Source organism: Kistimonas ophiarachnellae, assembly GCF_057552235.1.
The window spans coordinates 313926-335468 of the sequence record NZ_BAAJPA010000002.1; the positions used below are offsets into that span (position 1 = coordinate 313926).

The window sequence follows — 21543 nt, forward strand, 5'->3', positions numbered from 1 at the left end:
TTACACTCCCTCTTCCGGGCTCAGGCGTCCCTGAACCGCAGAATGGTTTCATTGCCCGAGCTTTCTTCGGACGACGTTTCATTTTTATGCGAACTACAGGCCTGGGCCATGTAACCGGTACGCTCACTCTCGGGCAGATGGTGACTTTCCCAGGCAATCACGGCCTGCAGGCTGGATTCACGCTGCTCCGGTGTCAGTTTGCGTCCGTCGGGCCACTTCCCCAGCTCCACTGCACGACGCAGGTTCGCCACGGTTTCAGGCGTCATTGTTTTGATTAACTGCTCAAAATCCATTATTCCCCCTTGTCACAGCATCGCTGTGGCGTTCAGGCATCTTTTACAATGTTTTGTTTTTCGCCCCGAAAACGGTTGTACAACCAGCCGCAGGCCGCACCGCTTAACAAGCCGCCGGCATGCGCGGTATTGGCCATCTGTCCAAACCCGATCGCCCCCAGTACGCCGGTAAAACCAATCACCAGCCAGATCAACATAAACATGTAAATCCCGGAGGGTACGCCGTAGAGACCCGGCTGTTCTTTTTCCCGAATCCACAGGAAGCCCATCAGGCCATAAATGACGCCGGAGAATCCACCGAACAGGGCCACACTGCCACCAAACTGATACTGGGCGATATTGGAAACCAGCCCCGTCACAATAATGAGCAGCGCAATAAACAGACTGCCATGATGCAACTCCAGCCGACGCCCGAACTCCAGCAACCAGAGCATGTTGAACGCCAGGTGCAGAATGCCGAAATGCAGAAAAATGGGCGTCAGCAAACGCCAATACTCCCCGTGGGACAGACTGTAGGACAAGGGCACGAAGCGAATGTATTCCCCGGCAATGTCAAAATTCAGAAATGAGAACCAGGCAATCGTCTGGTAATCATTGCCCAGGCGGGTTATGAAGGCCACCACCAAACACGCAACCAGAAACAGCAGTGTCGCCGGGATGCGCTTCCAGTCCGCCAGCGGGCCGCTCATCAGGCCATGACGCTTCCACCATTGAATTTTCACTTCGCCAAGCTGCAGCAGACCCGCCTGCCAGTCAGCATAAAACTGCTCCACCTGTGCCGTACTGGCCGGATTCTCCAGCCACAACACCTGGCGCCCCCCTTCCTCGGTGATCCGGTGGGCAATCCCCTCCCGCCAGAGAAAGGCGGAAAAAGGTAACAGGTCTATCTCCATAGACAGTTCAAGTACACGTTGCATGATTGTCTCGCATCATTAAAAAGCAGCCGAAGCCTTGAATGGCTCGTCCGGGTCCACATCCACCCAGACAAAATGACTGTGTTTGAGCCATCGCTCATGACTCATCCGGTAAGCGACCAGCTTGCCATATTTGACGGCGCTGTAGTCCAGACAGGCAATATTGGGCCGGATCAGCGCCGGTGTGCCGGAGCGCCAGTAGTGGCCAAAGAACAGCGGGGGCTGGTCCGGATCATAATAGGGTATACGTTCCAGATCATCCGGTGTCAGCTTGCAGCCCGCCAGCTCCGGCGGTAGCGGATCGGGTTGGAAAACCACATCGTTCAGGGTGTCCGGGTATTGCTGCCAGAAAGCGGCCCGGAAAAACCGGCGCACAAGGCCATCCTTGCTGGTCATGGTCATCCCGTCCGGCAAGGGCAGGTCAATGCCCCGCAGCAGATGATCCACCGTCCGGTTGGCAAAACTGCCGTAGACCGCAGATTCCTGCAGGAAATCACTGTCGATCGTATTGCGCTGATAACGACGGCGGAATTCACCAATCAGGCGGGGATCCCAGCAGGCGTGCACCACACGGAATCGACGAAATTCCAGAAATAATGGCAGGGACATCAACCACTGGACATGATCCGCCAGCTCATCGGCATGACCGGCAAATTGCTCCAGGGTTTCCCTGACCAGCCGACAATTACGCTCCGTATGGGAACGCAGGTATTCCAGCCCGGAACCCTCGGTGCCGGGCGTCAAAAACGCCAGCAGATTGTATTCATGGTTACCCATGACCAACTGTGCAGCGCCGGCTTCCACCATATCCCGCACAGTCCGCAGGGCTTCCCGGATCCGGGGGCCCCGGTCGACAATATCGCCGACAAACACCGCCTGCCGGTCCGGATGACGCCAGACGCCATCCACCTGTCTGTAACCCAGCTCGGCCAGCAGCCGACACAGGGTGTTGTTGCAGCCGTGGACATCGCCAATCAGGTCATAGCCCTGATGGCACACACTGTCTGCATATTCCATGACGTACTCCAATCCAGGAAATCAGTGCCTGAACAACTTGGACAGCGCAGCGCGCTCAGTTATCCAGACGGTTACCCCACCCAAGCTTGGTGCGGCATACTTCGTAGTAGTTATGATTGAGGGGATGGATAAGACGCAGTTTGTAGGGCTTTTTATGGACAGTCACGGTATCACCCGGCGCTGACGTGATATGCACCTGGCCATCGCAACTGAGCTGCGGGTAGGTCGGGTTATTGCGGCCGATGACAATTTTCAGTTCGCTGTTGCCGTCAATGACGATCGGACGGCTGCTCAGGGTATGGGGGAACATCGGCACCAGCACCAGGGCGTCCAGACGGGGATGCATGATCGGGCCACCGCCTGACAGCGCATAGGCCGTCGAACCGGTCGGCGTGGCGACGATCAACCCGTCAGACCGCTGGCTGTAGACGAACTGCCCTTCAATGAAGAGTTCAAACTCGATCATCCGTGTCGCCTTACCCGGATGGAGCACCACTTCGTTCAGGGCGCCAGCGCGGCCAATGACCTCGCCTTCGCGTTTGATGGTCATTTCCAGCAGGAAGCGGCTCTCAACGATATATTTACCTTCCAGCACTTCGCCAACCTGTTCTTCCAGGTTGTCAGGCTGGATATCTGTGAGAAATCCCAGGCTGCCACGGTTTACACCCAGCACCGGCACGTTGTGCCGCGCCAGCGCCCGGGCTGCGCCCAGCATACTGCCGTCGCCACCCACCACGATCACCAGGTCACAGATTTCCCCCATCATTTTCCGGTTGCAGACCTGCAGCCCGTGACCGGGTAACAGTTGCGCCAATGGCTCTTCCAGAATAACGTGCAGGTGACGGGACAACAGAAACTGTTTCAGTCGCTTGAGTGTCTCTACAACCTGGACACTGCCCAGACGACCGATAATCCCAATGTTCTTGAACTGTTCCATGAAAACCATTGGTTATGAGAAATAGATGTTACTGTCCATTATAAACGTCCACGGCACTGACCGTCACAGGGTTTCTCGGGAAGACTGAGGTATGAGCGTCAATTTTTCTACAGATACGCTACAGGCAACGATCCGGTGGCTGCTGGAATGTCCGGTTCTGCTTGATCGCCAACAGCACCCTGCATTACTGGCGTCTACCTTGCCGCCGTCTGTTCGACCCGCGATGGACGACCTGACGAACAGCCTTGATGCGCTGCTGGGTGAGTTACAGGATAAAAGGCATCATCTTCTCGGCGTCTATTATGAAACGCTCTGGCAGGCCATCTTCCGGCATTTACCGGAGACCCGGGTGATCAGCTGCAATCGCCAGGTTCAGTCAGGGAAACGCACCGTAGGCGAATTTGACCTGATCTATTACTGCAGCACCCGAAATGCCTATGTGCATCGGGAAATGGCGGTCAAATTCTACCTGGGGCTGTCCGGCACGAACTCACTTGCCGGCTGGTTTGGCCCAGGCCTTGAGGATCGGTTCGATCTCAAGGTTGACCGATTGCTTCATCACCAGTCTGTGTTAAGCCAGACAATAGAAGGCCGTCACTCCCTGGAAGCCCTTGGCATCACGGAAGTTGTCAGCGAAATCCTTTTACAGGGCTGCCTGTTTTACCCCTTTGAAGCCCCAATAACGGTGCCTGATCTGCTATCTGACAGTCATCTGCATGGCGACTGGTTAACGGCCAGAGCACTGGATCACTATGCCAAAAGCAAGCAGATCGACGGTGTTAGCTACTTAAACAAGCGTCAGTGGATTACACCTCCGCTGGATGACCAAACGTCAAAGGTCGACAATGCAAATAGGCATACTGTCGACTGGTTACGCACAAATGCCGAGTCATTATTCAAGCAATACCGAGGCCCTGTTATGCTGGCCGGATTCACTGCAAAGAATGATCAGTACTGCGAAACTTCCCGCTTCTTCCTTGTACCCGATGACTGGGAAGATCAGGCTCGCTTACGGCTCGGTCAGTGAACGGTTTCCCTGCAAACCACCGGTATGAATCGCCAGGATGCGACTGCCGGGCAGAATATCGCCGTTTTCAACTAACTGTTCCAGCGCAAAAAAGAGCTTGCCGGTATAAACCCGATCCAGAGGCACGCCGGTTTCCTCAGAAAATCGACATATAAACTGCTGCAGTTCATCCGTCTGGCGCGCATAGCCACCACAATGAAATTCCGTCCTGAGCGTCCAGTTTTGATGATCACAACCAAAATCCATCAACCGCTTACGAATATCCTGAATAAGAAAATCGCCTCCTTTCAAGACCGGCACGCCAATAAAGCGCCCTTTTCCTTCCGCCCCTGAAATCAAACCGGCAAGTGTTGCCCCTGTTCCACAGGCCGCTGCAATGCAATCGTAATCGTCGGGCTGAATACCATGCAGAGACAGGATTTCCGCACATCCCTGCATCGCAGAAGCATTACTGCCACCTTCCGGAATAATACGGGTTACGGTGGGATCACAACCCAGGGCGTCGACCAGCTCACTATGGAACTCAGTATCATAGCGCCGACGATATGCCTCACGCGTCACAAAATGCAGACGCATCCCCATTGCCTGCATATCTTTCAAGGACGGCGAGAGCGCATCAGGTTTTTGACCACGAATAACGCCAACAGCTTCAAGCCCAACGACCTGACAAGCAGCCGCTAACGCATGCAGGTGGTTTGACCAGGCGCCACCAAAGCTGACCACTGTTTGAATCCCATGTTTGAGACATTTATCCAGATTATATTTGAGCTTGTACCACTTGTTGCCACTGACCAATGGATGCATCTGGTCCAGGCGCAGCACATCCAGATGGATAGATGCCAGCGGCCCTTTTTGAATCACTAAATGTTGTAGCGGAACAGGTTCTGTTAACCCGGGAATCAGATCAGAAGGCGAAACCATGGAAACGATCCGGAAAGCAGTCGTGCGGTGTATTATTCACCATTGTCAGCCCCAGGTCAGCCCCAGGTCAGCCCCGGCCCGGGTTGCAGCCCTGACGGGCATATTCAGACCTTACTATCCAATTTGCCCTGTCTGTAAACCCTGTCATCACTGCGTGATCCGACATGCGGCGGGTTTATCTCTACCGCAACGACCACCTGCCCGGCAAGGATCATACCCATGGCAGCGGGCCGTGAATCAGTGACAGCCACGGGATTGTTCGTCGCGCCTGCACGGTGATATGTAATCTGACAGGGCGCTTCCACCCCATTCGTCGCGTATGCTGTCACACGACATCCACGATAAAAAATGCCGCGACAGGAAAACTGCCGCGGCATTTTCTCAATGCTTATAGCGTGGTGTGATCAGATCACGGCAGCCAAACGTGAACCCTGGTCGATTGCCCGCTTGGCATCCAGCTCACCCGCCTCATCAGCGCCGCCGATCAGGTGGACGTTGACACCGGCGGCCTCAATCCCGGCCTGCAGTTCACGCAGGGGTTCCTGTCCGGCACAGACAATCACCGTATCTACAGGCAGCACCTTGGCTGCGCCATCCTGCAGGATATGCAGCCCTTCGTCGTCGACCTTCAGGTATTCCACTTTATTGAGCATCACGACATTCTTGTGCTTCAGGGTTGCCCGGTGGATCCAGCCAGTGGTCTTACCCAGGTTCTGCCCCACCTTGCTCTTCTTGCGCTGCAGCAGGAAGACCTCCCGGGGAGACTGTGGTAATTCCTGCGACATCCCTTCAACACCGCCGCGAACATTGAAATCCTTGTCAATTCCCCACTCTTTGAAGAAGGCTTCCTTACTTAAACTGCTGGACTCGCCGTCGTGGGTAATGAATTCCGCCACATCAAAACCGATACCGCCGGCACCGATAACCGCGACTTTCTTACCCACGGGCTTGCCATGCTTCAGAACATCCAGATAGCCCAGCACTTTTTCATGCTCAATGCCCTCAATGGCCGGTGTTCTGGGCACAATGCCGGTTGCCAGCACCACTTCATCAAAACCGATACCCAGCAGATCCCCCGCCGTAACCTTCTGGCCCAGCTGCAGATCGACACCGGTCAATTCAATGCGGCGACGGAAGTAACGCAGGGTTTCATAAAATTCTTCCTTACCCGGAATCAGCTTGGCCACGTTAAACTGACCACCGATATCATCGGCCTGGTCAAACAAGGTCACCGCATGTCCCCGTTCAGCCGCCACTGTCGCAAAGGCAAGACCCGCAGGACCCGCACCCACAACGGCAATCTTTTTACGGGTTTCTTCCTGTTTCAGCGGAATATAATTCAGCTCGGTCTCATGACAGGCGCGGGGATTGACCAGGCAGCTGGTCAGTTTGGCCTGGAAAGTGTGATCCAGGCAGGCCTGGTTACAACCGATACAGGTGTTGATTTCATCTGCACGATCCTGCTCAGCCTTGATGACAAATTCACCATCCGCCAGGAAGGGGCGCGCCATGGAGACCATGTCCGCCTGACCGTTCGCCAGCACATCTTCCGCCACCTCGGGGGTATTGATACGGTTGGTTGTGACCAGCGGAATACCTACTTCACCTTTCAGTTTCGCGGTCACATCCGTAAACGCCGCGCGAGGCACCATGGTGGCAATGGTGGGAATACGGGCTTCATGCCAGCCAATCCCGGTATTGATCAGGGTGGCGCCGGCTGCTTCCACCTTTTTCGCCAGGGTGACGATTTCATCCCAGACACTGCCGCCTTCCACCAAGTCAAGCATGGACAGGCGATAAATAATGATGAAATCCGTCCCTACCCGCTCACGCACACGACGAATAATTTCGAGCGGCAAGCGAATACGGTTCTCATAACTGCCACCCCAGCGATCCGTTCGCTTGTTAACCCGCTCGGCAATGAACTGGTTAATGAAATACCCTTCAGAACCCATGATCTCAACACCGTCGTACCCGGCTTTCTGTGCCAGTGCAGCGCAATTGATGAAATCCTGAATCTGCCCTTCGATTTCCTCTTCCGTTAACTCATGGGGTTTGAAGGGGTTGATGGGCGCCTGAACTGCAGAAGGGGCAACACTTTTTGGGCTATAGGCGTAACGGCCGGCATGGAGAATCTGCATGCAGATCTTGCCACCTTCCTTATGGACAGCTTCTGTCACAACACGGTGCTCTTCAGCTTCTTCTTCCGTATTCAGCTTGGCAGCGCCCATGGCCACGGCACCTTCGGCATTCGGCCCGATACCGCCTGTCACAATCAGGCCAACACCACCGCGGGCACGTTCGGCATAGAAAGCAGCAAGACGCTCAAAGCCTTTCGGACGCTCTTCAAGCCCGGTATGCATGGAACCCATCAGGGTCCGGTTACGCAGTGTGGTGAAACCGAGATCCAGCGGTTCCAGCAGGTGCGGGTATTTGTCGTGTCCTGACATGCGATTCTCCTCATTCATCAGCAGGCGGTATGACTGTTGTTATACGTGAAGCAGCGACATTGAGGACATTCAATGACGTGATGATGCTCACGAGGGTTTGTCCGCCGTTATTCACGGTTTAGAATCCGGTTTATTGTCCAGACGACAGTAATCGTAAGGACATACCGAAACAATGACCGAAAACAACAAATCACTGACCGTGGATGCACATTGAACGATGAAGCTGGGTGAGTTGTCGCTGAATTTTGCCCTGCCACTGCTGAACGCTACCCGCAGCAGCGGTTATGATCCGATCCCCGTCCTTGAGCGGTTCAGTATTACACCCGAGATGCTGGACAGCCAGCATCAATGGATCTCTATCGGCCGTTTCATGCGGCTGGGGCACGCACTGATTGAATTGACCGGCAATCCGGCGCTGGGACTGAAAGCCGGCGAACACAGCCGCCTGTTTGGATTGGGCCTCTGCGGGTATACCGCCATGACCGCTTCTACGTTGGGTGAAGCGCTGTTACTGCTGGCGCGGTTTGAGCCCTTATACGGGCGCAATATTCGCGGACAATCCCGCTATATGGAAACAGCCGATGCCTGCATCTTCCGGTTTTATTCCATTGCCCCGTACAACGAATACAACCGCTTTGTTGTCGACAGTGTTTTAAGCAGCTGGCGCCAGTTATGTGAATTACTGACCGGAAAAAACAATCTGGTCAGGGAAGTACACTTTGAATTCCCGGCCCCCCATTACGTGGCGGAGTACGTTGATGCTTTTAGCTTGCCTGTACTTTTTGGACAGGCGCATAACCAGCTGGTTCTCGAAAACGATATAAGATCCATTCCATGCCTGTTTTCCAATCGAGCAGATCATGCGCTCTTTCTCAGCCAGTGCGAACAAAGACTACACAGTCTGGCAGAATGGAACAGCTATCGCAGTAAAACGGCTCAGCTCATCGCCACCGTTCTACCCGAAACCACCCCCACCCTGGATGATATCGCTGAAAACCTGCATCTGTCCGCATGGACTTTGCGGCGCAAACTGCAGGAAGAAGCAACCAGCTTCAAACAAGTACTGGATGAAACGCGGCAATCGCTGGCCTGCGCCTGGCTGAAGGAGTCAGACTATGCCCTGTCAGAAATTGCCTTCATGACCGGTTTTTCGTCAACAGAAGCGTTCCAGCGAGCCTTTAAGCGTTGGTGCGGCATCACACCGGGAGAGTTCCGGCGACAGCATCAGGCCGGCCGCCGGAATCGATAGGAGAGATTAGCGATCAGGCAACGATATCGAGCAGTTCGACATCAAAAACCAGGGCGGCATACGGAGGAATCGCGGCACCTGCACCACGCTCACCATAGGCCAGGTTATGGGGAATATGCAGCTTGTACTTGTCGCCCACACGCATCATCTGCAGTGCTTCAACCCAACCGGCAATAACACCTGTCACCGGGAATTCAGCCGGTTCACCACGTGCTACAGAACTGTCAAAGACAGTGCCATCGACCAGCATACCGTGGTAGTGAACACGTACGGTATTATCGCGTGAAGCCAGCGCGCCTTCACCCTCAACAATAATTTCATACTGCAGACCAGACTCGGTTACCTTGACGGTATCCCGCTTGGCATTTTCTGCCAGGTAAGCTTCGCCTTCTGCCATCAGCGCCTTGGCTTTCTCTTCATGGGCAGCCTGCATTTTTTGGCTGATCACGGAAAACGCTTCCTTGACCAGGGCAGGCTCAACAGCCCAACCTTCCCCACGCAGCGCATCCGCCAGGCCCTGCTGGACGCCTTCAATGGACAGCCCTTCAAAGCTCTGCCCGGCCAGCTGGTCACCCATCTGACGACCGATACCGTAACTGGCCTGCTGTTCGTGGGTTTCGTAATGAGACATTCAACTGCTCCGCTGTAGGGTAAAGGGGGCAAGAATATCAGAATGGACAGGAGAAAGGGATACACGACAAACGTGTATTAAAGACATTAAAAAAGCCTGTAATCAATGATTGCAGGCTTTCTGATATGGCGGACCGGACGGGGCTCGAACCCGCGACCTCCGGCGTGACAGGCCGGCATTCTAACCAACTGAACTACCGGTCCGCTTTTTCGCAGCACTTGTCTTGGTGGGTGATGACGGGATCGAACCGCCGACCCTCTGCTTGTAAGGCAGATGCTCTCCCAGCTGAGCTAATCACCCAACACGCTTTCAAACGCCACCTTCGCGGAGAAGGTTGTCACTGACGTCTGCAAGTGGCTACGGGAAGCGCATTCTACAGATTTACCGGTGCAGGTCAATGCCCATTCAGCGAAAATACGACAAATTTAAGATATCCGCCCTTTAATACGACAATCGCATGAACACTTTAACGACGCCGTCCTTTTCTGTCCGATCAATGCGAATCTGACGAACCTGGAGTTGCTCTTTTTCGTTGAGGTAAATCAGCCATCCCAGCAGCTTCTGGTAAGGCACGTCATCAATCCATACCGAAACCCCCTGACGGGCGGGCTGCACACGGGTCAATGCCAGGCCGGATCGCTTACCGGAAGACGCAATCACTGAAGCAGCGTCTTTGGTGGGAGTCATATGAGTAGAAGCCGAAACCACAGACTTTGCCCGATCCAGGTTTGCCATCATCAACGCATGGGTTTCCTTTTCATAGACATAATCCGCGCGCTGCTTGGCTGACCAGCTGGCCACAGGGTGCCAGATTGCAAAATAGACAAACAGCACCGCGAAAAAAATCGACAACACGAGCAGGGCCCGCTGATCACGGCTGGACAATTGCGCATAATAGTCCCGCAAACGTTCCAGGTATGGTGCTAGCGCCTCTGACAATTTACCCATGATAACGTTCAATCCTTACCAGTAAATCAACGGAATCCAACCCAGTCCCGGTTAAGACTGGGACGACTTGATACTGAGCCGTGCAATCACGGTGCTGCCTTCCTGGTTCGCGGTTTCCATGGTCGCTTTCAGACCGGCTTCACGAAGTGCTTCAAGGTATCGGTTAACCGCCTCAAAGCTCACAGCAGCGACGTTCAGTGTCACACCGTCACCGCTCTCATTGAAATCCAGACTCTTGGGTTCTACACCCTTGGCTGCAGCCTCACTACTTACACGGGACATCGTGTTAAGCACCTGCAGGAATCCATTGCTTACGCTGGATGTACCAGCACGCTTGAGAAGACTATTGAACCGGTTCCTGACATCCACAACGGAACGGTCCCCCGGATTGATCTCCTTATAGAGTGCGTAGTTCTGGGCATAATAATTCTCCGCCTGGTGCTGAAACCAGAATCCCTGCCCCACATAAAACACGAACTCAATCGCGATCCATATCCCCGCCACCCAGGCGACCGGACGCCACTGTCGCCAGCGCTTACCCGCCTTTTTAGGACATTTGAAAGCTCCACTGCGAAATTCCACCAGCGCTCTCGCCCTGCGTTTTTCTGACAACAACGACACCAGCGCAGACAGGACACTTCCGCCATGCACTGCCTGTTTCTCTATGGAAACACCTTCGCCTTCCAGGGCTTCGCAGGACGCGATATCAACGTCGTCCTCCGATCGCTCGTAGAGTATTTTTATCCGGGTAATGGAGTCGCCTGGCGCATCAGAGGCAGCATCACCGGCCTGTTCTTCAACAACCGGACTGTCTTGAGACTGCCTGAAAAACGGGTTCAGCAATAAAGGCAGAACCTCGCGGTCAACGGTCTGTGTCGGCTTGCCATGGGTTCCAATCGTCACCATGCCCTGCTCAAACAGCAGCAGAACCGTATCCTCATCGGTATGCCAAAGGCTGTTCTCAGGGACAACACTGACAGGCTCAATCCCGATCTCAGCGAATGTCGCCAGCAGCTGCTGCATCGCGTCAACCGGGATGTGTCCCGCAAGCACACTGTCCCGGCCAGCTTCAGGTAAACCCACAATGTGCTGGTTTTCGACAGTGCCGACCAGGCTTTCCTCGATCAGGTAAGGCAGCGCCTGCTGGAGGTGCTTTTTCTGGGCAGTCGTTACATTCAACCGCTGGAGTCCGGCCATAGTTCCCGGCAATAACACAGTTATCTGCTCTGGCCACTGCTCCGGTACTTCCTCCTGCACCTGTTCCGCCCAGGCCTTCAGATCAGCAAAGGTACCCTGCCGGATGGTCAATGCTTCGTTTACGGCTTCTTCCGTCGCTTGCCCTCTCACCACCCACTGCACAGGGGAAGTTGCGCCTTCTCCATGCACAGATGGCATGATACGAATGACAAGTTCCTGATTCATCAATCACCTCACCGACTCACGCAGGGCTGCAACCCACTTCGGGGACACATCCAGTTCTCGACCAACTACCGTTACTTTGCCTTCATCATCCCTGGCAAGCCGGGAATGGAGATAAAACGTGACATCACGGTACACCGCCTTGACATAAACACTGAAAAAACGGCTTTTTACATCCATGTGCAATGCCTCAATGACTTTTGCATCCAGTTTTCCATTGACCAGAGGGTGTTTCTTGAACATATCCATATCCGACAACCCTTCCCGCCCCCGTCCCTCAACAAAGGCTTTGGCATCAGACTCGCTGAACCGGTCAGACAAACTCTGAAACACAGTAGCCGTCATGGTATTCACGTTCAGCCCGGTCTTACTGTCAGGCAAGACGGTGACATGAGGCAACAACCTTTGGTATTCCTCGGGCGTCAAAATCTGCAACAGCTTTAGTTCAGAGACTGATGCCATCAGGGTATCACCGGTTCGATAAGGCGGAGAGGCTGTCAAATAGAGGCTATCTTCTCCCCCACTGCCAGCAACCTCCTGACCCGAATCAATCCAGTCCCTGATACGGTACGCAAGTCTCGGATCAATTTTTTCATAGGACAGGATTCGAACCAGCGTTTCCAGAATTTCCTTACTCTGACCATCAGCCAGGAGATTCAGGTTAAAACGTCCCTGGTCATCAAGCACCTGAATGGTAATTTCCCCTTCGTCAACCTCGAAACTGTCATTCGCATCCGCCCAGGGCTCAAACCAGTGATCAACAGCCTTCCCGTCCTGCCTGTCCTTTTTTTTATCTTCCTGCAACAGTAACGCCACATATTGCTCTGCACCAAGCGCATAATGTTTCGCCTGCACATACTGCAAATACCGAGACTGCTTTTCCGTATTATGGTAGAGCTTCGTGGCAATATTGGTCGCCACTACCGCAATAATGGCAAAAATCAGCAATACAAAAATCAGCGCCACGCCAGATTCCCGCGACCGTCTCACAAAACGCCCCCTGCCCGGTCGCATCAGCCGCTTCCCCCGTTATTCTGCGAAGGCGATGACGTCCGGGTCTGCACCTGTGGCTGGTAACTCACACCCGGTAGTTGCATTCTGATGTAACCATAATCAGGATGCTCAATCACAACCTCAACCAGTGCCGGTAGCATGTAAGGTCGCAGGCTTTGCTGCTCTGATTGCGGCGGCCACGTTTTGTGCCAGCGTTTCCGATTGTCACGAAAACGGAAACGGATTGCATCGACATCATCCATTAACACCTGGCGCTGGGGTTCCAGTGATATACCCCGATCCAGCACCGGCCAATACCGCCGGACCAACTGTCGATCAGAGAACTCATAGGAAACCCGTTGCAGATCACTGCGTAACTGGCCCGTGATATTGCGCCAACCGGAACGTGTGAACTCGAGCAATTTGCCGTCCTGCCCCGCTATCAAGGCCGGCAGGCGTTGTCCGAACTCATCCCTGACAGGTCGCATCGCCAGCTGCAGCAGGTCTTTTTCCATCATCAACCGGGCACGCTGCATGGTGCCGGCATTATCCCAGACGACCGTCGAAGCCTCCTGCATTTGGGTAACGGATTTCAACAGCCGGTAACAGGCCGTGGCGATCAGGGCGAAAATGGCGATCGCGATTAACAGCTCCAGCAGGGTAAAGCCGCCTGCCCGCTTCAGCGAAGGGGCTTGTGCAGGAATCCGGTCAGACCCCATATCGCCTCCCTCCTGTTTTCCGGCAACTGATTCCCCTGGAAGACACTCACATCAACACGATAAAAACCGGCTTTACTGGTTTCACTGACATCACTCTGTACATACCAGTCACGTCCAGACATCACCTGCGGCCCACCAAAGCTACCTGCCTGCAGGTTGTCTGCATCCTGATAGAAATGATTGATCGCCTGGTCCGCCAGCCAATTGGCCGCGATTCTATCCTGTATCTGGGCAGTGCGTTTGACAGCATTACCGTCAGACAGAAGCAGGGCTGAAGCCGCCACGGCAAAAATCACCAGGGCTATCATCACCTCCAACAGCGTGAATCCTGACATATCCTGCTTCAACCGTTAGCTCCTTTACTGGCCAATACCCTATTCCCACTCAATGAACGGTCACCGCTGCAAAGCCATCAGATGACAGCACCACGATTTGTTCGTGATCCGTAACCATACTCAGCTTAAATGGCGTCATTAACCCATCACTGAACATTACGATCATCGGCTTATTATCATTGTCAGCAAGCGTGGATGTCAGCAGCGGCTCGATCATTTCCAGCTGTATCCGATCCGGCAACGGGTGAGGTTTGTATTGTGCATCCTCCAGTTTGCGCCATGCCTCATCTTCCCTGGACCAGCGCCACCAGTAATAACGGTCTGCTGCCGCGGACAGCCCATATTCCTGCCCATCAAGCAACGCCCGGTCACGAGCCTGCTCCATTAAAATCTGTAAGCGCTGTGACTCATCCAGCAATGCCTGCGCAGATCCAGACGACCGGGGCGCAAGGATAGTGACCCCCAAAATAATGCTGATGATCAATATGACCACCAATATTTCAATGAGCGTAAAGCCCTGCTGACGGAACGTCTGTTGCACGTTCAGTCTTCCCAGTTACCAATTTCCGCATTGATGCCATCACCACCGACCCGGCCATCCGCTCCCAGCGAATAGATATCAAAACTGCGGGTATTGTGTGTACCCGGCACTTCATACTGGTAGGGATGCCCCCAGGGATCGACAGGCACCTTCGGCAGGTAACCATCAGGATTCCAGCGCCGGGGCTCTGGACTGCCCGTGGGTTCCGTTACCAATGCATCAAGCCCCTGCTCGGTACTCGGGTAAAAACCATTATCCAGCCGGTACATTTCCAACGCACTGGCAATCGCATTGACGTCAGTTCTGGCCACTGTCGCTTTCGCCTGATCGGGCCGACTCATGATCGTTGGAACCACCAGCGCCGCCAATATGCCCAGAATGACCACAACCACCATAATCTCTATGAGTGTAAAACCACCCTGCCGCCTGTCCTGTATCATGCCTTAACCTCCTGACACCGATTACCCAATCAATGTATTCATATTCAAAATTGGCAGCAAAATCGCCAACACGATCACCAGCACCACGCCCCCCATCACGACCAGCATAAGGGGTTCAAACAATCCGACCAGCATCGCCATCCGGTTTTCCAGTTCCATCTGCTGGTTCGCAGCCGTCCGGTCGAGCATGGATTCCAGCTCACCGGTTGCTTCACCACTGGCGATCATATGCAGCATCAGTGGTGGAAAATAACCGGATTCCTCCAGCGCCCGATGCAAACTGCACCCTTCGCTAACCTTTCTTGCCACGGTTTTCACCGAAGCCTTCATGGCCTCATTACCCACGACCTGGGCCGCAATGATTAATGCATCTACCAGTGAGACACCGCTGCGGGTCAAAATACTCAATGTCCCGGCAAACTGGGCCGTATTCAGCGACCGACTGAAGCGCCCGATGACCGGGAAGCCTAAAAGCTGCCGGTCCCATCGTAACCGTATATCGGACTGTGCCAGCGCATAACGTGCAGCAAAAAACAGCAAAACACCGATACCGAGCATCCACGGCCAGAACTGCTGAAAGGCCTCACTGACAGCAATAAGCCCACGGGTCACTAACGGCAGCGCCTGCCCACTGTCAATAAAGACCTTGATGACATCCGGCACGACATAACCCAGCAGAAAACTGACAATACCCACACAGGCCAGCATCAATATCACCGGATACAGCAACGCCAGCTGTACCTTCTGCCGTGACTGCATGCGCTGCTCAGTATAATCAGCCAGCTGATTCAACACCTTGTCCAGGTAACCGGCATGTTCACCGGCCGCAATGGTGGCGCGATACATTTGCGGAAAATGACCGGGAAAGGCATCCATACCCTGCGCGAGGGTAAACCCTTCCAGAACCCTGGAGCGGATGGCAAGCAACATATTTTTGAGGCGTCTTTTTTCCTGCTGTGCAGCAACGGCCTGCAGGGCTTCCTCGATGGGCATGGCGGCCTGGATCAGGGTGGCGAACTGGCGCGTGATCAATGCCAGCTGCGAAGCAGAAATACCACGCCCTATTCCCTGAAAGCGTGACTCTCCCTGTTGCGTTTTATGCTCTGCCACTGCATCAACCTGCAGAGGCGTCCACTCCCTGTCACGAAGCACTTGACGGACCTGGCGCTGACTGTCCGCCTCAAGGGTTCCCCGCTGCTGAGCGCCATTTTCATCCAGCGCCAGGTATTCATACGCAGCCATGATATTCTTCCACGCCCTCCAGCCTGTTAATCCCGACGGGTAACCCTGAGTACTTCTTCAAGCGTGGTGACACCGGCCAGCACTTTTTCCCGGCCATCCGCCCGGATACTGGGCATTGTGCGACGCACATAGTCATTGATCGTCTGCTCACCGGCTTCCCGATGAATCATCCGCCGGACCTCATCATCAATGGAGACCACTTCATAAATCCCCGTGCGCCCGCGATAGCCATTGTGCTTACACTCACTGCATCCCGTCGCATGGTATAAGGTGGGCGGATTCGCAGGATCAACTTCAAGCTGGCGACATTCCACTTCATCCGCCAGATAGGGCTGACGGCAGTGCGTACACAAAATCCTGACCAGGCGCTGAGCAATGACACCAATCAGGCTGGATGACAACAGGAATGGCTCAATGCCCATATCATGCAAGCGGGTAATCGCACCGATCGCGGTATTGGTGTGCAGCGTAGAAAGTACCAGATGGCCGGTCAGACTAGCCTGCACAGCAATTTCTGCCGTTTCGGTATCGCGAATCTCACCGACCATCACAACATCGGGATCCTGTCGCAAAATAGCGCGCAGACCACGGGCAAACGTCATATCGACCTTGGTATTAACCTGAGTCTGACCAATACCCTCAAGATTGTATTCAATGGGATCTTCTACCGTGAGGATATTGCGACAGCTGTCATTCAATGATGAAAGGCCTGCATAGAGCGATGTGGTTTTTCCTGATCCGGTCGGGCCGGTAACAAGAATAATGCCATGGGGCTGGGCCAACATATGCTGCAGCGTTGACATAACTTCCTGCCGCATTCCCAGATGTTCCAGGCGTAGGCGTCCGGCCGCTTTATCCAATAGCCGGAGTACAACCCGCTCACCATTACTGGACGGCAGGGTTGATACCCGCACATCCACTTCCTTGCCCGCAACACGCAGTGAGATCCGGCCATCCTGGGGTATACGCTTTTCCGCAATATCCAATCGCGCCATAACCTTGATCCTGGACACCAGCAGAGCGGCCAGATTGCGCTTGAGCGAGAGAATTTCATGCAGAACGCCATCAACACGGAATCGTGCTACCAAACGGGACTCAAAGGTTTCAATATGGATATCAGAAGCGCCTTCCTTGATCGCCTCTGTCAACAGCGCGTTAATGAGTTTGATAACCGGCGCATCGTCCGACTGTTCCAAGAGGTCTTCTGTCTCAGGAACTGCATCTGCAAGACTCACCAGATCCGGGTCATCACCAATACCTGCCACATGCTGCAGGGCGTCCGAGCTGTTTTCGTGGTAGCAGCGGGACATGACGGCAGCAAAAGACTCCTCATCCAGCTGGCGGTATTGCAACGAACTGCCACAAAAGCGGCGCACTTCCGCAATCAACTCAACGGATGGGACATTCAACATGAGCAAAACCGGTTTTCCGTTTTCCTCATCCAGCACCAGGTTGTGACGTCGCGCAAATGCAAAAGGCAGCATTCGCACTGACGCCATTGCATCGGACATTACTGTTTCATGCCCCGGTGCTTCAGTGACCTTCTGCCCCCTAACGGATTCCGGCTGACTTTGATTATTCAAGCATGCAGCTCCTGATTACCCCATTAATAATTATTTGACTGGCCAATCAGTATAACGTTCCTGACAGAGAGGGAACGATTTATTAGTCATAACGTCCAAGTAACAGACTATGAGCTATTATGCTTTGATTTCACCCGTTTTGCAGGTTTTTTGGTAATGACTTACCCCTCTTCAGTCAGAAAGCGGTTTACAGAAAGTCATTTGACGATTTTAAAAAAAATTGCTGTTATCATGTTTGATAATAACTACATTAATAAATCTCTTTCTCTGCACTGCTTGTCCAGGATAATCATGAGAACATGAACAACGAAGTGCTTGATAAATCTCTGAATTTGCTCGTGAAGTACCAGTCAATCATTATACTGGTCATCCTGTCGATTGGGATGCTCGCAACACTGTCTGTGCAATCATTTAATCTGTATCAGACACTGCAGGACAATCCGAACAGCACCCCGCTATCTGACGACGAAACCACACAACCGTCATTATCCATCTCCGACTTCCGCTTCCTGTTTGGTGAAGCCAGTGAACCAGAGTCAGAGCCGGTCACCCGGGAACTCCCCAAAACCAGCCTGAACCTGACATTGCGGGGAGCACTGGCAGGCGATACAACCCATGACTCCAGCGCCATCATCCAGGACAGCAGCGGCCAGGACCGTTTTTACCGGATAGGCGATACGCTCCCGGGCGGTGCAGTGCTGGACCAGGTTCATCCCCATCATGTGGTTATTCGCTATCAAGGTTCCCTGCAAAAACTGATTTTCCCGGAAATATCCACTGACATGGGGCTGGAATCGGTGGCATACCCGCAAACACCGGCCACGCCGAAAGAGATACCCGGCCTGAGCGATCAATACCAGGAGAACGCCAAGGCCCTTGAAGATCGAATGGAACAGCTGCGCCAGCGCTTACAGCAGGCTCAGGGGAATTAGCCTTAGCTAACAATAAATTGTACAGGTTGCCAATGACTATGCTTTCAACAGAGCGAGCAGGCATGAAAAGCCTCGGTGTATTGACACTCACTCTGCTGTTCACGTGCCTTCCTGCGCTTGCTGAACAGCCGGCACAGATTAATCAGGCTGTATCCGATGGTGCATCAACCGCCAATAAACGCTGGACGCTAAATCAACAGAATGCTGATATCAGGGAATTCATTGCCCAAATTGCCAATATTACCGGTGACACCTTTGTTATCGATCCCCGGATAAAGGGCGGTAATACCGTCACGGTCATCTCATCGACCCCTATGAACCAGGAACAGATTTACGACATCTTCCTGGAAGTCCTAAGCGCTAACGGCTACGCGGTCATCCCCAAGGGCAACGCCAAAAGCATTATTCCAACAACCACCGCAAAAACCGCCGGTACAGCACCAGACACAAGCAAAAAACCTGGTAACGCCACTATGGTGACCCGAGTACTTGACCTGCACAGCGTCTCAGCGGTTGAAGTGATTCCAATAATCCGCCCCTTGATTGCACAATATGGTCATGCCGCTGCTTCGTCATCTGGTAATGCCGTGGTAATCAGCGACCTGGCTGACAATGTCGAGCGCATTACACGCCTGGTAAAAGATCTTGATGACGCCAGCGACAATGATTACGAAGTCATTAAGCTAGAACATGCCTGGGTAGGAGACGTCAGTAAAATCATTCAGGACACGCTATCCAGCAATAAAGGACCGCTACCCAGCAGCCTTCAGGTGATTGCCGACGAGCGCAGCAACAGGTTGGTTATCAAGGGAAATGCCAATAAACGCGCCCGGGTCAGAAAACTGGTTCATACGCTGGATGAACAAGGCATCCGTACATCATCCACAAGTGTTATGTTCCTGCGCTATGCCGATGCTAAAAATCTGGCTGAAATTCTCAGCGAAGCCTCCCAGTCCATTAAAGATGGCAATGGCAGCTCCCAAACCAGCTCAAGCAGCTCAAGACAAGCCGGCATTCCAAGCTCGGCACCTGCAAGACAGAGCAGCTCGTCTCGCAGCAGTAATAAATTGGGTGGCAATATCTTTATCAAAGCAGACGAAACAACCAATGCCCTGGTCATGATCGCTGACCCAAACACGCTAAAAGAACTTGAAACACTCGTTAGACAGCTGGATGTACGCAGAGCCCAAGTGTTAATTGAAGCAGCCATTGTCGAAGTTTCTGGCGATGTTAACGATGCGCTCGGCATCCAATGGGGTATTGGCGGTAAAAACACCTATTCGAGTAATACGGCTAACCCTGTATCCGTGGTCGGCGCCCCATTACCTGATATCAATATCGGCACAGTCGCATTAAGAAACAGTAATTTCGGGGTTCTCATCAATGCACTGAGTAACCGCACAAAAACCAATCTGCTCTCTACCCCGAGCATGATCACACTCGATAACGAAGAAGCAGAATTTGTAGTCGGCCAGGAAGTCCCTTTTCAAACAGGCTCTTATACCAGCGGGGGAGACTCAAGCACCAACCCGTTCACAACAACAGAAAGAAAACCGGTGGGTTTAACGCTTAAAGTCACACCTCATATCGGTGATGGTGAATCGCTGCGATTAGAAATAGAACAGGAAATTTCCAATCTACTGGATAACTCTTCTACCCTGACACAGAGTGGCGACCCCATCACCAGCCAACGAAAAATCAAGGCGACCATTATCGTTGATGATGGCAATACCGTTATTCTCGGCGGCTTACTGCAAGACGACATCCAAAAAGGCACATCAAAAGTACCTTTTCTGGGTGATATCCCCTTACTCGGCGGCTTGTTCACCAATACAACAGATAAACGCACCAAGAAAAACCTGATGCTTTTTATCAAGCCGAGCATCATGCGTACGCCTGAGTCTCTGACTAATGCGACCAACCAAAAATATTCAACGCTCAAACTGATTCACGATGGCAAGGCCACATCACCCGTGAGCGGTAGCATGCCGGATACCGCAGCCAAGCTCTTTGAGCTGCGCCTGAAGAATTAGTATTCATACCGGTGCAGAGGCCATGACTTCTGCACCTAATCTCTCCCACTACACCGCACACATCAAACCAAGACCAAACACCATAAAGACACGCCCCGTCATAGGCGGCAAACGTGATAAATCCTTGCAACCACTCAGCAGCAAATGAACAGGCCAATACAGGAAGGCAACCGATGGCAGCAGCCACATCGGCTCATGGATAGAGTCAGATACTGCAAGCCATAGGACTACAGCAAAAAGCACCAAGAAAAGAATCATGTAGAGTGATCGTCCAACGGCAAACCCAAAACGCACGGTAAATGTTTGTATATGGCGTCGGCTGTCATCTTCTACATCCCGCAGTTCATTTGCCAAAAGCACCAGGCTCGACAAAATGGATAAAGGCAAGGCCAGCAGCAAAGCACGAAAAGACCAGTCACCACTGACCGCCATATAGGCACCTTCAACCATCAGCAGCCCCGTAAAAACGAAAACTGCGACCAGCCCAAGCCCCCGTTCTTTAAGATTGACAGGCTCTGCCGTATAAAAATACCCACCAGCCACACCGAGCAGACCAATCAATAGAAGCTGCCATCCCGTATGACTCACCAAATAAAGGCCGAGCAAACAAGCCACAATCGCCATTGCCATGGCGCACTGAGCATTCAAGCGGATCTGATGCATCACACTTTTGGCCAACGGAGAGGTTTGTCGCTGCCAAAAGTTAAGATCAGCGTAATCATTAAACAGATTTGTTGCGGCCTGTAACAGAACACCTGCAATCATCACTAAAACAGATCGTAACAAGTGACCTTCACCCGATTGATAGGCGAGCGTCACACCGAGACCACAGGTCATCAGCGCCACACTAAAAGAGAAGGGTCTTAATGCGCGAAAAAAACGGTATTTCTGCGGAAACTCAATGGCCTGCTGCATGCCT

At 53.2% G+C, this 21543-nt stretch carries 21 protein-coding genes and 2 tRNA genes; 4 read left to right on the forward strand and 19 right to left on the reverse strand.

The window, feature by feature from the left end:
- Positions 1 to 20: 20 nt before the first annotated feature.
- From AC27K1_RS03610 to AC27K1_RS03625, 4 genes are read right to left on the reverse strand one after another with little or no spacing between them, the layout of a single operon-like run.
- A complete protein-coding gene (locus AC27K1_RS03610) occupies positions 21 to 293 on the reverse strand; it encodes a YeaC family protein (RefSeq protein WP_487148368.1) in 273 nt (90 codons plus the stop codon).
- A 32-nt stretch (positions 294 to 325) separates the two neighbouring features.
- Positions 326 to 1210: a rhomboid family intramembrane serine protease gene (locus AC27K1_RS03615; RefSeq protein WP_487148369.1), complete on the reverse strand. Its 885-nt coding sequence runs from the start codon at positions 1208 to 1210 to the stop codon at positions 326 to 328.
- Between the two features lie 15 nt (positions 1211 to 1225).
- Positions 1226 to 2224 (reverse strand): metallophosphoesterase, encoded by a 999-nt coding sequence (locus AC27K1_RS03620; protein WP_487148371.1) that lies wholly within the window; start codon positions 2222 to 2224, stop codon positions 1226 to 1228.
- A 55-nt stretch (positions 2225 to 2279) separates the two neighbouring features.
- On the reverse strand, positions 2280 to 3161 hold the full coding sequence (locus tag AC27K1_RS03625; RefSeq protein WP_487148372.1) for an NAD(+) kinase: 882 nt from the start codon (positions 3159 to 3161) through the stop codon (positions 2280 to 2282).
- Positions 3162 to 3252: 91 nt separating this feature from the next.
- On the opposite strand from AC27K1_RS03625, the gene AC27K1_RS03630 reads away from it, so the two are divergent.
- Entirely contained in the window at positions 3253 to 4188 is a 936-nt protein-coding gene (locus AC27K1_RS03630; protein WP_487148373.1) for a DUF1853 family protein, read from the forward strand.
- Here AC27K1_RS03630 and AC27K1_RS03635 read toward each other — a convergent pair.
- Together AC27K1_RS03635 and AC27K1_RS03640 are read right to left on the reverse strand one after the other, a co-directional pair.
- Complete coding sequence (locus AC27K1_RS03635) at positions 4171 to 5109, reverse strand: 1-aminocyclopropane-1-carboxylate deaminase/D-cysteine desulfhydrase (RefSeq protein ID WP_487148375.1); 939 nt, start codon at positions 5107 to 5109, stop codon at positions 4171 to 4173. The genes AC27K1_RS03630 and AC27K1_RS03635 overlap by 18 nt on opposite strands.
- 404 nt (positions 5110 to 5513) lie before the next feature.
- A complete protein-coding gene (locus tag AC27K1_RS03640; RefSeq protein WP_487148377.1) occupies positions 5514 to 7559 on the reverse strand; it encodes an oxidoreductase in 2046 nt (681 codons plus the stop codon).
- A gap of 217 nt (positions 7560 to 7776) precedes the next feature.
- Between AC27K1_RS03640 and AC27K1_RS03645 the strand changes: the two genes are divergently transcribed.
- The gene (locus AC27K1_RS03645) at positions 7777 to 8808 is read left to right on the forward strand and encodes an AraC family transcriptional regulator (RefSeq protein WP_487148379.1); all 1032 of its coding nucleotides are present in this window, start codon (positions 7777 to 7779) and stop codon (positions 8806 to 8808) included.
- A 13-nt stretch (positions 8809 to 8821) separates the two neighbouring features.
- On the opposite strand, the gene bamJ is transcribed toward AC27K1_RS03645, so the two are convergent.
- The 12 genes from bamJ to gspE all read right to left on the reverse strand — a co-directional run bounded on the left by bamJ (position 8822) and on the right by gspE (position 17587).
- Positions 8822 to 9439 carry a BamJ family beta-barrel-assembly machinery protein gene (gene bamJ, locus AC27K1_RS03650; protein ID WP_487148381.1) on the reverse strand — a complete coding sequence of 206 codons (618 nt, stop codon included), beginning with the start codon at positions 9437 to 9439 and terminating at the stop codon, positions 8822 to 8824.
- Positions 9440 to 9565: 126 nt separating this feature from the next.
- Positions 9566 to 9642: transfer RNA gene (locus AC27K1_RS03655), tRNA-Asp, on the reverse strand.
- Positions 9643 to 9663: 21 nt separating this feature from the next.
- Positions 9664 to 9739: transfer RNA gene (locus tag AC27K1_RS03660), tRNA-Val, on the reverse strand.
- 141 nt (positions 9740 to 9880) lie between these two features.
- Entirely contained in the window at positions 9881 to 10387 is a 507-nt protein-coding gene (gene gspM / locus AC27K1_RS03665) for a type II secretion system protein GspM (protein WP_487148383.1), read from the reverse strand.
- Between the two features lie 51 nt (positions 10388 to 10438).
- The gene (gene gspL / locus AC27K1_RS03670; protein WP_487148384.1) at positions 10439 to 11809 is read right to left on the reverse strand and encodes a type II secretion system protein GspL; all 1371 of its coding nucleotides are present in this window, start codon (positions 11807 to 11809) and stop codon (positions 10439 to 10441) included.
- Positions 11810 to 11812: 3 nt separating this feature from the next.
- Entirely contained in the window at positions 11813 to 12772 is a 960-nt protein-coding gene (gene gspK, locus AC27K1_RS03675) for a type II secretion system minor pseudopilin GspK (RefSeq protein WP_487148386.1), read from the reverse strand.
- Between the two features lie 47 nt (positions 12773 to 12819).
- Positions 12820 to 13518, reverse strand: a complete 699-nt coding sequence (gspJ, locus tag AC27K1_RS03680) for a type II secretion system minor pseudopilin GspJ (RefSeq protein WP_487148388.1) — start codon at positions 13516 to 13518, stop codon at positions 12820 to 12822.
- Positions 13479 to 13865: a type II secretion system minor pseudopilin GspI gene (gene gspI / locus AC27K1_RS03685; protein ID WP_487148390.1), complete on the reverse strand. Its 387-nt coding sequence runs from the start codon at positions 13863 to 13865 to the stop codon at positions 13479 to 13481. Before gspI ends, gspJ begins: the two co-directional genes overlap by 40 nt.
- A gap of 37 nt (positions 13866 to 13902) precedes the next feature.
- Positions 13903 to 14394 carry a type II secretion system minor pseudopilin GspH gene (gspH, locus tag AC27K1_RS03690; protein ID WP_487148392.1) on the reverse strand — a complete coding sequence of 164 codons (492 nt, stop codon included), beginning with the start codon at positions 14392 to 14394 and terminating at the stop codon, positions 13903 to 13905.
- A gap of 2 nt (positions 14395 to 14396) precedes the next feature.
- Positions 14397 to 14834 carry a type II secretion system major pseudopilin GspG gene (gene gspG / locus AC27K1_RS03695; protein WP_487148393.1) on the reverse strand — a complete coding sequence of 146 codons (438 nt, stop codon included), beginning with the start codon at positions 14832 to 14834 and terminating at the stop codon, positions 14397 to 14399.
- 21 nt (positions 14835 to 14855) lie between these two features.
- Positions 14856 to 16076, reverse strand: a complete 1221-nt coding sequence (gspF, locus tag AC27K1_RS03700; RefSeq protein WP_487148394.1) for a type II secretion system inner membrane protein GspF — start codon at positions 16074 to 16076, stop codon at positions 14856 to 14858.
- A 26-nt stretch (positions 16077 to 16102) separates the two neighbouring features.
- Positions 16103 to 17587, reverse strand: coding sequence for a type II secretion system ATPase GspE (gene gspE / locus AC27K1_RS03705; RefSeq protein ID WP_487148494.1), 1485 nt, complete (start codon positions 17585 to 17587; stop codon positions 16103 to 16105).
- A gap of 371 nt (positions 17588 to 17958) precedes the next feature.
- Between gspE and AC27K1_RS03710 the strand changes: the two genes are divergently transcribed.
- Together AC27K1_RS03710 and gspD are read left to right on the forward strand one after the other, a co-directional pair.
- Positions 17959 to 18591, forward strand: a complete 633-nt coding sequence (locus AC27K1_RS03710; protein WP_487148395.1) for a type II secretion system protein N — start codon at positions 17959 to 17961, stop codon at positions 18589 to 18591.
- Positions 18592 to 18653: 62 nt separating this feature from the next.
- The gene (gene gspD / locus AC27K1_RS03715) at positions 18654 to 20624 is read left to right on the forward strand and encodes a type II secretion system secretin GspD (protein WP_487148495.1); all 1971 of its coding nucleotides are present in this window, start codon (positions 18654 to 18656) and stop codon (positions 20622 to 20624) included.
- Positions 20625 to 20672: 48 nt separating this feature from the next.
- Here gspD and AC27K1_RS03720 read toward each other — a convergent pair whose 3' ends face one another.
- Complete coding sequence (locus AC27K1_RS03720; protein ID WP_487148397.1) at positions 20673 to 21539, reverse strand: UbiA family prenyltransferase; 867 nt, start codon at positions 21537 to 21539, stop codon at positions 20673 to 20675.
- Positions 21540 to 21543 lie beyond the last annotated feature (4 nt).

Excerpts from the sequence above, each read along its gene's own strand:
- AC27K1_RS03610 (WP_487148368.1), bottom strand. The coding sequence starts at position 293 with ATGGATTTTGAGCAGTTAATCAAAACAATGACGCCTGAAACCGTGGCG.
- AC27K1_RS03615 (WP_487148369.1), bottom strand. The coding sequence starts at position 1,210 with ATGCAACGTGTACTTGAACTGTCTATGGAGATAGACCTGTTACCTTTT.
- AC27K1_RS03620 (WP_487148371.1), bottom strand. The coding sequence starts at position 2,224 with ATGGAATATGCAGACAGTGTGTGCCATCAGGGCTATGACCTGATTGGC.
- AC27K1_RS03625 (WP_487148372.1), bottom strand. The coding sequence starts at position 3,161 with ATGGAACAGTTCAAGAACATTGGGATTATCGGTCGTCTGGGCAGTGTC.
- AC27K1_RS03630 (WP_487148373.1), top strand. The coding sequence starts at position 3,253 with ATGAGCGTCAATTTTTCTACAGATACGCTACAGGCAACGATCCGGTGG.
- AC27K1_RS03635 (WP_487148375.1), bottom strand. The coding sequence starts at position 5,109 with ATGGTTTCGCCTTCTGATCTGATTCCCGGGTTAACAGAACCTGTTCCG.
- AC27K1_RS03640 (WP_487148377.1), bottom strand. The coding sequence starts at position 7,559 with ATGTCAGGACACGACAAATACCCGCACCTGCTGGAACCGCTGGATCTC.
- AC27K1_RS03645 (WP_487148379.1), top strand. The coding sequence starts at position 7,777 with ATGAAGCTGGGTGAGTTGTCGCTGAATTTTGCCCTGCCACTGCTGAAC.
- bamJ (WP_487148381.1), bottom strand. The coding sequence starts at position 9,439 with ATGTCTCATTACGAAACCCACGAACAGCAGGCCAGTTACGGTATCGGT.
- gspM (WP_487148383.1), bottom strand. The coding sequence starts at position 10,387 with ATGGGTAAATTGTCAGAGGCGCTAGCACCATACCTGGAACGTTTGCGG.
- gspL (WP_487148384.1), bottom strand. The coding sequence starts at position 11,809 with ATGAATCAGGAACTTGTCATTCGTATCATGCCATCTGTGCATGGAGAA.
- gspJ (WP_487148388.1), bottom strand. The coding sequence starts at position 13,518 with ATGGGGTCTGACCGGATTCCTGCACAAGCCCCTTCGCTGAAGCGGGCA.
- gspG (WP_487148393.1), bottom strand. The coding sequence starts at position 14,834 with ATGATACAGGACAGGCGGCAGGGTGGTTTTACACTCATAGAGATTATG.
- gspF (WP_487148394.1), bottom strand. The coding sequence starts at position 16,076 with ATGGCTGCGTATGAATACCTGGCGCTGGATGAAAATGGCGCTCAGCAG.
- gspE (WP_487148494.1), bottom strand. The coding sequence starts at position 17,587 with ATGTCCGATGCAATGGCGTCAGTGCGAATGCTGCCTTTTGCATTTGCG.
- AC27K1_RS03710 (WP_487148395.1), top strand. The coding sequence starts at position 17,959 with ATGAACAACGAAGTGCTTGATAAATCTCTGAATTTGCTCGTGAAGTAC.
- gspD (WP_487148495.1), top strand. The coding sequence starts at position 18,654 with ATGAAAAGCCTCGGTGTATTGACACTCACTCTGCTGTTCACGTGCCTT.
- AC27K1_RS03720 (WP_487148397.1), bottom strand. The coding sequence starts at position 21,539 with ATGCAGCAGGCCATTGAGTTTCCGCAGAAATACCGTTTTTTTCGCGCA.